Below are 13,916 nucleotides of genomic sequence, written 5' to 3'. Positions count from 1 at the left end.
TCAGAAGGTTTCCCAGTCGTCATCGCCCTGCCCGGGCTGGCCGGGCTGGCGTGGTGCCGGCTTGCCGGCCTGCGTGGGTCCGGCGCGCGGCCGGATGGGGGGTATGGCATCGCGCTCAAGCCGGCGGGCCAGCGTCTCGCCACCTGCAGCCGCACCGCCGCCGCCCAGGGCCGCGGGCCGCGCAGGGCTGGCGGGCGGAGCGGGCCGGACAGGCGGGGCTGCGGGGCGCGCTGCGGTGCTGGCCGGTGCCGCCACCCTGTGCGGCACATGCGCATGGCTGTCCGTGGCGCCACGGGGCAACTGGAAGACGGCCACGGCCTCGACCAGGTCCTGCGCCTGCTTGCGCAGCGCGGCAGCGGCGGCCGCGCTTTCCTCGACCAGGGCCGCGTTCTGCTGCGTGGTCTGGTCCATCTGCGTGACGGCTTCGCCGACCTGTGCCACGCCGGAGCTCTGCTCGGTGCTGGCCGAGCTGATCTCGCCCATGATGTCGGTGACCTGGCCGATGGCGGCCACCACCTCGCTCATGGTCGTGCCCGCGCGGTCCACCAGTTGCGAGCCCTGCTCGACACGCTCCACGCTGGCCGTGATCAGCGCCTTGATTTCCTTGGCGGCCTCGGCGCTGCGCTGGGCCAGTGATCGCACCTCGCCCGCCACCACGGCGAAGCCCCGGCCCTGCTCTCCCGCGCGCGCCGCTTCCACGGCGGCATTCAGCGCCAGGATGTTGGTCTGGAAGGCAATGGGGTCGATCACGCCGATGATGTCGCCGATGCGCCGGCTGCTGTCGTTGATGCCCTTCATGGTCTCCACGGCCTCGGCCACCACTTCGCCGCCACGGCGCGCAACGCTGGATGCATTGAGCGCCAGCTGATTGGCCTGGCGTGCGTTGTCGGCGTTCTGGCGCACGGTGGAGCCCAGCTCCTCCATGGAGGCTGCCGTCTGCTCCAGGGCGCTGGCCTGCTCTTCCGTGCGGCTGGACAGGTCGGCATTGCCGGAGGCAATCTGCGCGCTGGCCGAGGCCACGCCTTCGGCGTTCTGGCGCACGCTGCGCACAGTCTGCACCAGGCTGGACTGCATGCGCTGCAGTGCGCCCAGCAGCAGGCCGGTTTCGTCATGGCGGTCGATGCGGATGGTCCCGCCCAGGTCGCCGTTGGCCACGCGGTCTGCGGCATCGACCGCATGCGCCAGCGGCGCGCGGATGGAGCGCGTCAGCCACAGGCCGGCCAGCACGGCCAGCAGCACGGCGGCCAGCGCCGCCACGCTGAGGACGACGACCGAGCGCCCGTACACGGCTTCGGCATTGCGGCTTTCCTGCAAGGCGGCATCGCTGTTGAGCTTGACCAGCAGATCCAGCGTGTTCGACGATTCGTTGTAGAGCTTCAGCGACTCGCCGCCCAGCACGGCCTGGGCCTTTTCCTTCTCGCCCTGGCGCGACAGCGCCAGCACCTGCTGGCTCAGCTGCTGGTAGCGATCGCGTTCCTGGAGCAGTTGCGCGTAGAGCCTGCGCTCTTCGTCGGAGGACAGCAGCGGCTCGTAGGCCTTCTTGCGCTCGGCCAGGCGGCGCTGCAGCTGCTCCAGCTGCTTTTCCGAATCGGTCTTGTAGGCGGCATCGTCGTTGTTGACATGGCGTACCTCCAGCAAACGGGTACGCACGACATCGGTGCCTATCTGGTTGATCACTTCCACGCTGGGCATGGCGTTGCCCGTGATGACTTCCATGCTGGCGCGCATGGAACGCAGTTGCACCAGGGCTGCGGCCACCACGGCCAGCAGCAGCACCACCAGCAGGCCGAAGGTGCCCAGCATGCGCGTTGAGATCTTGAGGTTTTTCACATTCGTCTTTCTTGTCGAAGTCCTGCCATCTTGTTGTTGTGCCCGGCTTTGTGTTGCGCCATGTACAGGCGTCAACCAGGCCCGGCACGGACTTCGCAAAAACAGATCTGCCGCAACCGCGCAAGTCGGATAGTTGGCAGGAATCGGAGAGGAAGAGCCACCGCGGTGGCGCGGTCTGCTGGGAGACTGGTGGCCGCCAGGCCTGGCGGCCATGAGAACAAGGTGATCACGGGATATCCCTTCGTTCCTAGGGAGCGGCGCCAGAAGCCGCCGTTGTTCACGCTGTAAGAATAGGACTACATCCACTTACATTCTGCCAGTATCCAGGCATTGTTCAGGACAAGTTCAGGTACGGGTAGTAGGCAGAAACCTTCACTGGCAGATTTGTGCCACAGCCTCTCGCACCCTACCTGCGCCAGCTCAGCACCAAAAGCAAAAAGAAAGCGGCCCCATGCAAAGCATGGCGCCGCCAGAAAATGGAGCTGAACTGCGCGTGAGGCCTCAGAACGCGGCCCACTCCTCATCGTCGGCGGTGGTCGCCTTGGTGTTCTTGGTGGCCTTGGCCGGGGTGGCCGCAGCGATCTGTTGCGCCGGCCCGGCGGCCATGGGAGCCAGGGCCGGACGCGATGCCAAGGAGGCAACAACCGTTGCGCGCGATGCTGCGGCAGTCGCCACGGTGACAGCCGGCGCATCGGCAGCCGCCGTGCGGAATACCGAGACCGAGGCCACCATGGCCTGTGCCTGCTGCTGCAGCGACTGGGCGGCGGCCGCGCTTTGCTCCACCAGGGCCGCGTTCTGCTGCGTGGCCTGGTCCATCTGCGTGATGGCATCGCCCACCTGGGCCACGCCCGCGCTCTGCTCGCTGCTGGCCGCGCTGATCTCGCCCATGATGTCCGTCACGCGCCGGATGGCGGTGACGATTTCCGACATGGTCTCGCCCGCCTTGTCCACCAGTTGCGTGCCCTGCTCCACGCGCTGCTCGCTGGCCTGGATCAGCGCCTTGATCTCCTTGGCCGCCTCGGCGCTGCGCTGGGCCAGCGAACGGACCTCGCCCGCCACCACGGCAAAGCCCCGGCCCTGCTCGCCTGCGCGGGCCGCTTCCACGGCGGCGTTCAGCGCCAGGATATTGGTCTGGAAGGCAATGCCGTCGATCACGCCGATGATGTCCGCGATCTGGCGGCTGCTGTCGTTGATGCCCTTCATGGTGTCCACCACCCGGGCCACGACTTCGCCGCCACGCGCGGCAATGCCCGATGCGGAGGCGGCCATCTGGTTGGCCTGGCGCGCGCTGTCGGCGTTCTGCCGCACGGTGGCGCCCAGCTGCTCCATGGAGGCCGCCGTTTCCTCCAGCGCGCTGGCCTGGCTTTCGGTGCGCGCCGACAGATCGGCATTGCCCTGGGCGATCTCGCCCGCGGCCAGTGCCACGCCCTGCGCGTTGCCGCGCACCTCGCCCACCAGCTCGGCGAGCTTGCGGCGCATGTCTTCCTGCGCGTTGATGAGCTGGCCCATTTCGTCGCGGCGGCGGCTGGTGACCGGCGTCTCCAGATGGCCGGCCGCCACGTTGCGCGCCACATGGACGGCCTGGGCGACGGGGCCGGTCACGGCACGCGTGATGGCCCAGCCCACCAGGGCGGCAATGGCCACCACCACGGCCAGCGTGCCCAGCACCCAGATGCGGGCGAGGTCAAAGCCGGCCTGCGCCTGCTGGCGTGCCTGCTCGCCCGCCTCGCGCTGCAGGGTCAGCAGGCGGCCGGCGCTTTCGGCCAGCTTGCCGAACTGCGCCTCGGATTCGCCGGCGAACATCAGCCCCATCTCGTCGGCCATGAAGGCCTGCTCCTCGGTGGTCGAGTAGTTGCCGGCACGCGCGCGCTCCAGCAGGCGCGCATGCATGGCCAGGAACTGCTGCTTGAAGCCGAGGTAGTCGTCAAAGGCTGTGCGCAGGCCCTCCTGGTCGATCAGCGCGCGCAGGGCCGTCTCATGCTCGCCAATGGTTTTCAGTCGGTCCTGCACCTGCTTGGCAAAGCCATCGACCTCGCCCAGGCTGCGCGCCGAGGCAATGCCGGCCTCATGGCGGCGCAGGCGGTTGTACTCGGAGCGCATGGCGCCCGCATGGAACATGCTGGGCAGGGCCACATCCGACAAATGCAATGCGTTGCGGTGCATCTGCGCCAGCTGCAACCAGGCCACCGCTCCCAGAACAGCCGAGAACAGGACCATGACGAGGAATCCCATGCCCAGCTTCGTGCCCATGCGCCAATCTGCCACCTTCATTTGCTCGCTCCCGGGCCGATGTCCCCATCAGCGCTTGATTGATCTGTCCAAACCCTGATCCACGACAAAACAAAAAACGCACCCGGCGCCTAGGCACCGGGTGCGTTTCAAATTGTATCAACTGCGAAGCGGGCATTTACCTCAGCGCAGTTGAGACTCCCTCGACGGGAGTGAAAGGGATCAGCCCTTGTAGTTGGCGATGCCGTCCACGACTTCCTTCTTGGCCTCGTCCACGCCCTTCCAGCCCAGCACCTTGACCCACTTGCCCTTTTCCAGGTCCTTGTAGTGCTCGAAGAAATGCTGGATCTGCTTGAGGGTGATCTCGTGGATGTCCTCCAGCGAGTTGATCTTGTCGTAGGCGGGCAGCAGCTTTTGCGTGGGCACGGCCAGGACCTTGCCATCCACGCCGGACTCGTCTTCCATCAGCAGGATGCCGATGGGGCGGCAGGCCACCACCACGCCCGGGGGCAGCGGGAAGGGCGTCATCACCAGCACGTCCACCGGATCGCCGTCGCCGGACAGCGTCTGGGGCACATAGCCGTAGTTGGCCGGGTAGTGCATGGCCGTGCCCATGAAGCGGTCCACGAAGACGGCGCCGCTTTCCTTGTCCACTTCGTACTTGATAGGATCGGAGTTGGCCGAGATCTCGATCACGACGTTGAAGGTTTCAGGAGCGTTCTTGCCCGGTGTGACTTTGTCGAAAGACATGATGGATGAGGAGAGTTGAAACAAAAAAGCCCCCGCAGGGGGATAGCAGCGTGATTTTAGGCGCAGGCACACGCCCCCACGGATGGCTCCGCAGGAACGCCTGCCATGCTACGGCGCCAAGCCTGCGCCAAGCTTGCAGCGCCCGGGCCGTTTTCAGGCGTGTGCGCCGCCCGCGCGCCGTTGCACGGGACCGCTGCGCTGCTCCACCGCCTGCTGCACTTCGCGGCGCAGGCCCAGGGCAAAGCCCAGCTCGGCCAGCACGAACAGCGGCCCTATGACCAGGCCCACGATGTCATCCAGGAAAGCCGGCTTGCGGCCTTCGTAGTAATGGCCCACGAACTGGATCACCCAGCCCACGGCGAAGATGCCCAGGCCCCAGCCCAGCCAAGCCCCCATCGGCAGCATGGCGATGGGCTGGGCCAGCGCCAGCATCAGGGCAAGCACCAGGGCCATGGCGATGCCGTAGCGCAGGTCCAGCAGACAGTAGTAGATGCCTGCCGCCAGTGCCGCCAGCAGGGCCAGGCTCAATGGCAGCTCGGGCAGGCCGTCGCCCAAGGGGGCGGCCCACTGCAGGCGGGCCAGCAAAATCACCACCGCCCACATGATCAGCGGCACGCCGACGAAGTGCGTGAGGATGTTGCGCGGATCACGGTGATAGTCCGCGTACTGGGACAGTTGGTCGATGAGGGTTTTCATAGGCTGCACCTGCGGTGGATGTTGCGCAACCATGGTGGTGTCATCAAGGATTGGCGTCTGTCATGGATCCGACACAAGCCTCATCGCGCACCTCGGGCTTACCCGCACCCGCCCCGGCAGCTCCGGCAGCCCACGCCGCCCCGCGCGGCGTACGGCGCCGCGCGGCGGCCGGCCCGCCGGGCATGGCCGACCTCTGGGCCACCATCGAGGCAGGCCGCTGGTTCCACGCCCTGCCGCCAGAGCTGGCCGCGCAGCTCAAGGCACTGGCCCAGCCCCGCACGCTGGCCGCAGGCGACTGGCTGTTCCGCCGGGGCGACCCGCCCTGCGGCCTGTACGCGGTGGCGCGTGGTGCGCTCAGCATCTCGGGAACGGCCGCCTGTGGCGAGCAGGCCCGCACAGCACTGCTGACCCTGGTGGAGCCTCCCATGTGGCTGGGGGAAATCGCGCTGTTCGATGGAGCCGAGCGCACCCACGACGCCCAGGCAGCCACGGCCTGCACCGTGCTGCACGTGCCCCAGGCCCCGTTGCAGGCATGGCTGGCAGCCCATCCCGAACACTGGCAGGCGCTGGCCTTGCTGTTGACCGACAAGCTGCGCGTGTGCCTGATGGCGCTGGAGGAGCACACGCTGCTGCCTGCGCCGCAGCGCCTGGCGCGGCGCCTGGTGCGCATGGCCGAAGGCTTTGACCAGTGGCAGCCGGACGGCCTGGGCCGCCAGCGCTGGCGCCGCGAGCTGGATGTTTCCCAGGAACAGCTGGCGCGCATGCTGGGCCTGTCGCGCCAGACCACCAACCAGATCCTGCAGGAGCTGCAGCAGGCCGGCTGCCTGCAACTGCGGCGCGGCAAGATGGAGGTCCTGGACCGGCAGGGCCTGCGCGACGCGGGCTGGCCCGAGGACTGAAGCCGCTGGAGTCGCCAAGGCGAGCGAGGGGGCGGAACAACGCCCGGGACTGGACAAGCGGCGCGGGCACCCCACAATCGGGCTCCATGCAATACCACTACATCGGCAATGCGTCCGTGCCCACGGAATCGGGGCGCACGATCCCCGTGCTGGACCCGTCGGACGGGCAGGCTTTCGACGAGCTGCAGCGCGGCTCGCCCCAGGACATCGACCTGGCCGTGCGCTCTGCGCGCGAGTGCCAGGACAGCGTCTGGAGCAAGCTTTCTGCCGCAGAGCGCGGGCGCCTGCTGATGCGCCTGTCGGGCAGCGTGCTCCAGCATGCCGATGAACTCACGGCCATCGAGCAGCGCGATTGCGGCAAGCCCACGCGCCAGGCCCGTGCCGATGTGCTGGCGCTGGCGCGCTACTTCGAGTTCTATGCAGGCGCCTGCGACAAGCTGCACGGAGAGACCCTGCCCTACCAGCAGGGCTACAGCGCCCTGACCTGGCGCGAGCCCCACGGCGTGACCGGCCACATCGTGCCCTGGAACTATCCCATGCAGATCCTGGGCCGCAGCGTGGGCGCGGCGCTGGCCGCGGGCAATACCTGTGTGGTCAAGCCCTCGGAAGACGCCTGCCTGTCCGTGCTGCGCGTGGCGCGGCTGGCCACCGAGGCAGGCTTTCCGGCCGGCGCCTTCAACGTGGTCACCGGCCTGGGTCACGAGGTGGGCGAGGCGCTGGCGCGCCATCCCGGCGTGGACCACCTGAGCTTCACGGGCAGCCCCGGCGTGGGCACGCTGATCCAGCAGGCGGCTGCCGAGCGCCACTGCCCCGTCACGCTGGAGCTGGGCGGCAAGAGCCCGCAGATCGTGTTTGCAGACGCGGACCTCGATGCGGCCGTGCCCGCCATCGTCAACGCCATCGTGCAGAACGCGGGCCAGACCTGCTCGGCAGGTTCGCGCGTGCTGATCGACTCGCTGATCTACGAGCCGCTGCTCGAACGCCTGGGCCAGGCCTTCGAGGCGCTGCGCGTGGGCCCGGCCGCCATGGACCTGGACCTGGGGCCGCTGATCCGCGCCAGCCAGCAGCAGCGCGTCTGGGATTTCCTGTCCGACGCCCAGGTGGCCGGCATTGCCGTGGTGGCGCAGGGCCAGATCGTGGAGGATGCGCCCGACAGCGGCTTTTACCAGGCACCCACCCTGCTGCGCGACGTGCCGCCCGAGCACCGGCTGGCGCAGGAAGAGATTTTCGGCCCCGTGCTCTGCGCCATGCCCTTCCATGACGAGGACCATGCCGTGCAACTGGCCAACGGCACGGCCTACGGCCTGGTGGCCGGCCTGTGGACGCGCGACGGTGCGCGCCAGCTGCGCATGGCGCGGCGCCTGCGCTGCGGCCAGGTCTTCATCAACAACTACGGCGCCGGCGGCGGCGTGGAGCTGCCCTTCGGCGGCGTCAAGTCCAGCGGCCATGGCCGCGAAAAGGGCTTCGAGGCGCTCTACGGCTTTACCACGCTGAAGACCGTCGCCATACGGCATGGCTGATCTTCGCGCATGACGGAAAATCGCGGGATGCCCGGCGCCAGCCGGCGGCCCGCGACAGAAAGAACAGCGTCCCCATGCCCTTGTCCCCCATTCCCGACCGCACGCCCCAGCATGAACGCGACGTGCGTTACCGCAGCTACGCCCGCGCCGACGGCCTCTGGGATATCGAAGGCGAGCTGCGCGACAGCAAGACCCATGACATCGAACTGAGCGGCGGCCGCCACATGCCCGCCGGCACGGCCATACACCACATGTGGATACGCACCACGGTCGATGCCCGTCTGGCGGTGCAGGCCATCGAGGTCGTCATGGACTCCCACCCGCTGGGCCACTGCCCCGAGGCCACGCGGGCCATGCAGAAAATGGTCGGCTGCAGCATGGCGCGCGGCTGGCGCAAGGCCATCAACGAGAACCTGGGCGGCGTGGCCAGCTGCACGCATCTGCGCGAGTTGCTGTTCAACATGGCCACGGCCGCCTTCCAGTCCGTTCCAGGCGTCTTTGGCGATGCCGATCCCAGCCAGCCGCCACGCCACCTGGGCCAGTGCCTTGGCTGGGACTTCAACGGCCCCGGCGTGGCGCGCTATTACCCGCAATTCGTGGGCTGGCAGCCCAGTACAGGCGACGCCACCCCGATCCCGGCGTCCACAGCAACCACCGAAGCCCAGGGGGCCTGAACCCCGACCGAGGAGCAAAGCCCGATGCGTGTCCAGGACAAATCCATCATCGTCACAGGCGCCGGCAGCGGTATCGGGGCCGGCATCGCGCAGCGGCTGGCCGCCGAAGGTGCCCGCGTCATCGTCAACGACATCGACCGCGAGGCCGGCACGCGCGTGGCGCAGTCCATCACCGCCGAAGGCGGCCGGGCACTTTTCGTGCAGGCGGACATGACAAGCAGCGAACAGGTCAAGGCCCTGGTGGAGGCCACGCTGCAGGCGCATGGCCGGCTCGATGCCTTCGTCAACAACGCGGGCTGGACGCACCGCAACCGCCCCATGCTCGAAGTCAGCGAGGCAGAGTTCGACCGTGTCTACGCCATCAACGTCAAGAGCATCTACCTCTCTGCCGTGCACGGCGTGCCCGCCATGCGCGCCAACCCGGCGCTGGCCGATGGCCGCCCTGGCGGCGGCAGCTTCATCAACATCGCCTCCACGGCCGGCCTGCGCCCGCGCCCGGGGCTGACCTGGTACAACGGCTCCAAGGGAGCCGTCATCATCACCAGCAAGTCCATGGCGGCCGAGCTCGGGCCCGAGAACATCCGCGTCAACTGCATCAACCCCGTGTTCAATCCGGACACCGGCCTGGCCGCCGAGTTCGCCGGCGGCCCGGTGGACGAAGCGCGCCGCGCACGCTTTCTGGCGACCATTCCGCTGGGCCGCTTCTCCACCGCAGGGGACGTGGCCAATGCCGCGCTGTATCTGGCCAGCGACGAGGCCGCCTTCATCAGCGGCACCTGCATCGAGGTGGACGGGGCACGCTGCGTCTAGACACAGATCAAGAACTGCAGGCTTGCGCAGTGCCTGGACATAGGCATTCGGGCAAAATCGCAGGCATGGCAGAACGAGTGATCCCCCTGGTCGACGAGCGCGCCCCCACGCGCCCGGCCGCCGTGCCAAGTCTGCTGCAGACGCCCACCGGCGATCTGCAGGACAGGCTTGGCCGGTCGCTGCGCGACCTGCGCATCAGCATCACCGACCGCTGCAACTTCCGCTGCAGCTACTGCATGCCCAAGGAAGTCTTCGACAAGAACTACCGCTACCTGCCGCACGGCTCGCTGCTGAGTTTCGAGGAAATCACGCGCACGGCGCGCCTGTTCGTGCAGCACGGCGTGCAGAAGATCCGGCTGACGGGTGGCGAGCCGCTGCTGCGCAAGAACGTGGAAACGCTGGTGGAGCAGCTCTCCGCCCTGCGCACGCCCGGCGGCCAGCCGCTGGACCTGACGCTGACCACCAACGGCTCCCTGCTGGCCCGCAAGGCCCGCGCGCTCAAGGACGCCGGCCTGAACCGCGTCACCGTGAGCCTGGACGGGCTGGACGACGCGGTGTTCCGCAGCATGAACGACGTGGACTTCCCGGTCTCCGACGTGCTGGCCGGCATCGAGGCGGCCCAGGCCGCGGGCCTGACTAACATCAAGGTCAACATGGTGGTCAAGCGCGGCACCAACGAAGACCAGATCCTGCCCATGGCGCGCCACTTCCAGGGCACGGGCGTGACCTTGCGCTTCATCGAATACATGGATGTGGGCGCGACCAACGGCTGGCGCATGGACGAGGTCCTGCCCTCCGACGAGGTCATCGCCCGGCTGCGCGCCGAGCTGCCCCTGGTGCCGCTGCAGGCCAGCGCCACCGGCGAGACGGCCGTGCGCTGGGGCTATGCCGACGCGCGCGGCCTGCACGACCCATCGCTGGGCGAGGTCGGCGTGATCAGCAGCGTCACCCATGCCTTTTGCGGCGACTGCAACCGCGCGCGCCTGTCCACTGAAGGCCGGCTGTACCTGTGCCTGTTCGCCTCCGAAGGCTGGGACCTGCGCAGCCTGCTGCGCAGCGGCGCCAGCGATGCCGAGGTCGCCGCCGCGCTGGCCCCCATCTGGCAGCAGCGCAGCGACCGCTATTCCGAACTGCGCGCCAGCCTGCCGGCCAGTAACGGCACGCAGCGCAGGCGCATCGAGATGAGCTACATCGGCGGCTGATCCGCGCGGCGCGCGCGGGGCGTCGGCGCCCTGCCATCGCCGCCTCGCCCCCTACTCCTTTTCCCGCTGCTCCCTCCCGCCCCACATGCCTCCTTCTTCCCAGCCCGCTGTCCAGCCCGCCCCCCTGCCCCTGAACGACATCACGGGCTGCGTGCTGGCAGGCGGGCGCGGCATGCGCATGGGCGGCATCGACAAGGGGCTGCAGCCCTTTCTGGGTCAGCCGCTGGCAGCCCATGCGCTGGACCGCCTGGCTCCCCAGGTCGGGCATCTGCTGATCAATGCCAATCGCCATGCCGAGGCCTATGCGCAACTGGGCGCGGCCTACGGTGCGCCGGTCTGGCCCGATGCCGAACCCGACTATCCCGGCCCGCTGGCCGGCTTCCTGAGCGGCCTGATGCACTGCCGGACGCCCTGGCTGGTCTGCGTGCCCTGCGATACGCCGCTGTTCCCGCTGGACCTTGTGGAGCGGCTTGTGCAGGCGGCGCTGTCGCAGCAGCCTGCGGCCGACATCGTCGTCGCCCATGGCTGGGAGCGCTCGCTTGACGCAGATCAATCCCTGCTGCGGGCCCAGCCCGTGTTCTGCCTGATGCGGTCATCGCTGCGTGATAGTCTGCAATCGTTCATACGTTCGGGCGGCCGCAAGATCGATGCATGGACGGGCCAGCACCGCTGCGCCACGGCCCTCTTCGACCGCGCGGGCGACAGCCCGCTGGCCTTTGCCAACGCCAACACGCAGCAGGAGCTGCAGGCGCTGGCGCGCGCCGCAGCCACCCCGTTGTAGTGCCCCGCGCCGCCGGCCCGCACGCCGCCTTGCCCAACCGGATTCCGTTCTGATGACCGCATCCTTCCAGCCCGCATCCCCCACCACCGCATCCCCCCAGGACCTGAGGGTCGATCAGGCCCTGTCACAGCTGGCCAGCCTGCTGCAGCCCCTGGGCCCGGTGGCAGAGGTGGAGACGCTGGCGCTGCCCGATGCACTGGACCGCGTGCTGGCCGAAGACATCGTCTCCCCCGTCGATGTGCCAGCGCATGACAACGCCGCCATGGATGGCTATGCCTTCGATGGCTGCCAGCTGCAGGCTGCTCACGCCGGTTCGCCCGCTGCACCGCTGGCGCTGCGCGTGGTCGGCCAGGCCCTGGCCGGCAAGCCCTGGCACGGCACCGTGCAGGCCGGCGAGTGCATCAAGATCATGACCGGCGCCGTGTTGCCGAGCGGGCTGGACACGGTGGTCGCGCATGAACGCACCGTGTCCGCAGGCACTGACCACATCGGCATTCCGGCAGGCAGCGTGCGTGCCGGGGACAACCGGCGCCTGCGCGGCGAGGACCTGAGCCTGGGCCGCGTGGCCCTGGCGGCGGGCCAGCGCCTGCATCCTGCGGCCCTGGGCCTGATCGCCAGCCTGGGCCAGCCCCAGGTGCGCGTGCGCAGGCGGCTGCGCGTGGCCTATTTCTCCACGGGCGATGAAATCCTGCACCCCGGCACGGCGCCGCGCGAGGGGGCGGTCTACGACAGCAACCGCTTCAGCCTCATCGGCCTGCTGCAGCGCATGGGCGTGCAGGTGCTGGACCTGGGCGTGGTGGCCGATGAGCCCGAGGCCCTGCAGGAGCGCCTGCGCGAAGCCGCCTCCCTGGCCGACGTGGTGCTGACCAGCGGCGGCATCAGCGCAGGCGAGGCCGACCATACGCGCGCCATGCTGCAGCGCATGGGCTGCGTTCATTTCTGGCGCCTGGCCATGCGGCCGGGCCGGCCGCTGGCCGTGGGCCTGCTGCAGCCCGATGCGGGCACGCCATTTGCCGCGAGCCGGCCACCGGCACGCACCACGGTGCTGATCGGACTGCCCGGCAATCCCGTGGCTGCCATGGTGAGTTTTCTGGTCTTTGTGCGCCCGGCGCTGCTGCAGCTCATGGGAGCCGCCCGTGACGGTGAACCGGCCGCCCTGCCCCAGGCTGTGGCTGCGCAGGCCCTGTCCAAGCGGCCGGGCCGCACCGAGTACCAGCGCGGCATTCTGTCCATGGGCGCCGATGGTCGCTGCCTGGTGCGCACCACCGGGCCGCAGGGTTCGGGCGTGCTGCGCTCCATGGCCGAGGCCGACTGCCTCATCGTGCTCGAACATGAGCGCGGTGCCGTGCAAGCCGGCGAAACCGTGTCCATCCTGCCGCTGCAGGCCTTTCCCTGACAGGAGATTGCACATGCCCTTCCAGTCCAAGCACCTGACCGACGCCCCCGATCGCAGCACCGTCGACACGCTGCCCGGCGCTACCTTGCTGGAGTTCGGAACCGCCTGGTGCGGCCACTGCCAGGGCGCGCAACCGCTGATTGCCCAGGCGCTGGAGGCCACCCCGCAGGTGGCCCACATCAAGGTGGAAGACGGCCCCGGCCGGGCCCTGGGCCGCAGCTACCGCGTCAAGCTCTGGCCCACCCTGATCTTTTTGCGTGACGGGCAGGAGGTGGAAAGGCTGGTGCGGCCACAGCAGGCCCGCGAGATCGAGGACGCGCTGGCCCGCATCACCGCCCGGCACTGACGCTTGCGGCGCGGTCGCTGCCTGTGTATCGCCGACAATGGCCCGCATGCCGCCTCAAAAGAAGCCAACCGAATCCACGCCCAAGAAGCCCCGCCGCAACAGCGGCCGCCCGCTGGCCGACGATGCCGTGGGACGGGACATCATCCTGCAGACCACGGTCAACCTGCTCAAGACCCGCACGCCGGAGCAGCTGAGCATTCTGGAAATCGCGGCGGCAGCCGGTGTCACGCGCGCCCTGGTGCGCTACTACTTCAGCAGCCTCAAGGGCTTGCTGCAGGAGGTGACGGAGTCCCTGATGCGCGAGTTGCAAAACCGCATGGAAGTGGCGCTCAGGACGCAGGGCACGGTGGAAGAGCGTGTCTACCAGCGCCTGCTGCTGCGGCTGGACTTCATGCGCGAGCACCCGCAGTTCGAGCGGCTGGCGCTCTCCGAGATCTACCACTACGAAAGCGAAGAAGAGCCACCGCCCTCGGGCACGCCGCTGCAGCGCATCACGCGGCGCGGGCTGGAGCTGACCTCGACCATGCTGATGGACGGAGCGCAGGCCAGCCACCCGGCACAGGTGGACCCGCGCTTCATCCACCTGGCCATCCTCAGCATTTCGGCCTTCCTGCCCACGGCACGGCCGCTGCTGGCCGAGCTGTTCGGTGAGGGACCCGAGGCAGACCAGCAGATCGAGCGCTACCTGCGCTTCATGTCCCATCTGCTGGCCGAGCGCATCAGGCAGGATGCGCCGGCGCAAGACCACCCTCCGTCCCCGGGCCACCACCCGGGATGACTTGC

General features: G+C 68.8%; 13 protein-coding genes. 9 read left to right on the top strand and 4 right to left on the bottom strand.

Translation table 11 applies throughout. The annotated features are described in order from the left end of the window. The 4 genes from ACFPFG_RS28335 to ACFPFG_RS28320 all read right to left on the bottom strand — a co-directional run bounded on the left by ACFPFG_RS28335 (position 1) and on the right by ACFPFG_RS28320 (position 5,505). Positions 1-1,830 carry a methyl-accepting chemotaxis protein gene (locus ACFPFG_RS28335; RefSeq protein WP_380109259.1) on the bottom strand — a complete coding sequence of 610 codons (1,830 nt, stop codon included), beginning with the start codon at positions 1,828-1,830 and terminating at the stop codon, positions 1-3. A 501-nt stretch (positions 1,831-2,331) separates the two neighbouring features. Next, a complete protein-coding gene (locus ACFPFG_RS28330; RefSeq protein WP_183021737.1) occupies positions 2,332-4,101 on the bottom strand; it encodes a methyl-accepting chemotaxis protein in 1,770 nt (589 codons plus the stop codon). Positions 4,102-4,281: 180 nt separating this feature from the next. Beyond that, positions 4,282-4,809: an inorganic diphosphatase gene (gene ppa, locus ACFPFG_RS28325; RefSeq protein WP_183021738.1), complete on the bottom strand. Its 528-nt coding sequence runs from the start codon at positions 4,807-4,809 to the stop codon at positions 4,282-4,284. 153 nt (positions 4,810-4,962) lie between these two features. Then, a complete protein-coding gene (locus tag ACFPFG_RS28320; protein WP_183021739.1) occupies positions 4,963-5,505 on the bottom strand; it encodes an Mpo1 family 2-hydroxy fatty acid dioxygenase in 543 nt (180 codons plus the stop codon). Between the two features lie 62 nt (positions 5,506-5,567). Between ACFPFG_RS28320 and ACFPFG_RS28315 the strand changes: the two genes are divergently transcribed. From ACFPFG_RS28315 to ACFPFG_RS28275, 9 genes are all read left to right on the top strand, one after another. Further along, positions 5,568-6,404: a Crp/Fnr family transcriptional regulator gene (locus tag ACFPFG_RS28315; RefSeq protein ID WP_380109257.1), complete on the top strand. Its 837-nt coding sequence runs from the start codon at positions 5,568-5,570 to the stop codon at positions 6,402-6,404. Positions 6,405-6,490: 86 nt separating this feature from the next. Further along, entirely contained in the window at positions 6,491-7,924 is a 1,434-nt protein-coding gene (locus tag ACFPFG_RS28310; protein WP_096913645.1) for an aldehyde dehydrogenase family protein, read from the top strand. Positions 7,925-7,998: 74 nt separating this feature from the next. After that, positions 7,999-8,598, top strand: coding sequence for a DUF2889 domain-containing protein (locus tag ACFPFG_RS28305; protein ID WP_197955704.1), 600 nt, complete (start codon positions 7,999-8,001; stop codon positions 8,596-8,598). 24 nt (positions 8,599-8,622) lie between these two features. Further along, positions 8,623-9,408 (top strand): SDR family oxidoreductase, encoded by a 786-nt coding sequence (locus ACFPFG_RS28300; RefSeq protein ID WP_088164124.1) that lies wholly within the window; start codon positions 8,623-8,625, stop codon positions 9,406-9,408. Between the two features lie 65 nt (positions 9,409-9,473). After that, positions 9,474-10,610 (top strand): GTP 3',8-cyclase MoaA, encoded by a 1,137-nt coding sequence (gene moaA, locus ACFPFG_RS28295; RefSeq protein ID WP_183021743.1) that lies wholly within the window; start codon positions 9,474-9,476, stop codon positions 10,608-10,610. 85 nt (positions 10,611-10,695) lie between these two features. Next, complete coding sequence (gene mobA, locus ACFPFG_RS28290) at positions 10,696-11,391, top strand: molybdenum cofactor guanylyltransferase MobA (RefSeq protein WP_380109253.1); 696 nt, start codon at positions 10,696-10,698, stop codon at positions 11,389-11,391. A 52-nt stretch (positions 11,392-11,443) separates the two neighbouring features. Beyond that, complete coding sequence (gene moeA / locus ACFPFG_RS28285; RefSeq protein ID WP_380109251.1) at positions 11,444-12,787, top strand: molybdopterin molybdotransferase MoeA; 1,344 nt, start codon at positions 11,444-11,446, stop codon at positions 12,785-12,787. 13 nt (positions 12,788-12,800) lie between these two features. After that, positions 12,801-13,133 carry a thioredoxin family protein gene (locus ACFPFG_RS28280; RefSeq protein ID WP_380109249.1) on the top strand — a complete coding sequence of 111 codons (333 nt, stop codon included), beginning with the start codon at positions 12,801-12,803 and terminating at the stop codon, positions 13,131-13,133. Positions 13,134-13,179: 46 nt separating this feature from the next. After that, a complete protein-coding gene (locus ACFPFG_RS28275) occupies positions 13,180-13,911 on the top strand; it encodes a TetR/AcrR family transcriptional regulator (RefSeq protein ID WP_232245746.1) in 732 nt (243 codons plus the stop codon). The last annotated feature ends 5 nt before the right edge of the window (positions 13,912-13,916 follow it).

Source organism: Delftia deserti (assembly GCF_042653485.1).
GTDB lineage: Bacteria > Pseudomonadota > Gammaproteobacteria > Burkholderiales > Burkholderiaceae_C > Comamonas > Comamonas acidovorans.
This window is presented reverse-complemented; position numbering and strand designations above follow the sequence as displayed.

Bases quoted from the DNA above. Each gene is read 5' to 3' on its own strand.
- ACFPFG_RS28330 (WP_183021737.1), bottom strand. From the start codon at position 4,101: ATGAAGGTGGCAGATTGGCGCATGGGCACGAAGCTGGGCATGGGATTC.
- ppa (WP_183021738.1), bottom strand. From the start codon at position 4,809: ATGTCTTTCGACAAAGTCACACCGGGCAAGAACGCTCCTGAAACCTTC.
- ACFPFG_RS28320 (WP_183021739.1), bottom strand. From the start codon at position 5,505: ATGAAAACCCTCATCGACCAACTGTCCCAGTACGCGGACTATCACCGT.
- ACFPFG_RS28315 (WP_380109257.1), top strand. From the start codon at position 5,568: ATGGATCCGACACAAGCCTCATCGCGCACCTCGGGCTTACCCGCACCC.
- ACFPFG_RS28310 (WP_096913645.1), top strand. From the start codon at position 6,491: ATGCAATACCACTACATCGGCAATGCGTCCGTGCCCACGGAATCGGGG.
- ACFPFG_RS28305 (WP_197955704.1), top strand. From the start codon at position 7,999: ATGCCCTTGTCCCCCATTCCCGACCGCACGCCCCAGCATGAACGCGAC.
- ACFPFG_RS28300 (WP_088164124.1), top strand. From the start codon at position 8,623: ATGCGTGTCCAGGACAAATCCATCATCGTCACAGGCGCCGGCAGCGGT.
- moaA (WP_183021743.1), top strand. From the start codon at position 9,474: ATGGCAGAACGAGTGATCCCCCTGGTCGACGAGCGCGCCCCCACGCGC.
- mobA (WP_380109253.1), top strand. From the start codon at position 10,696: ATGCCTCCTTCTTCCCAGCCCGCTGTCCAGCCCGCCCCCCTGCCCCTG.
- moeA (WP_380109251.1), top strand. From the start codon at position 11,444: ATGACCGCATCCTTCCAGCCCGCATCCCCCACCACCGCATCCCCCCAG.
- ACFPFG_RS28280 (WP_380109249.1), top strand. From the start codon at position 12,801: ATGCCCTTCCAGTCCAAGCACCTGACCGACGCCCCCGATCGCAGCACC.
- ACFPFG_RS28275 (WP_232245746.1), top strand. From the start codon at position 13,180: ATGCCGCCTCAAAAGAAGCCAACCGAATCCACGCCCAAGAAGCCCCGC.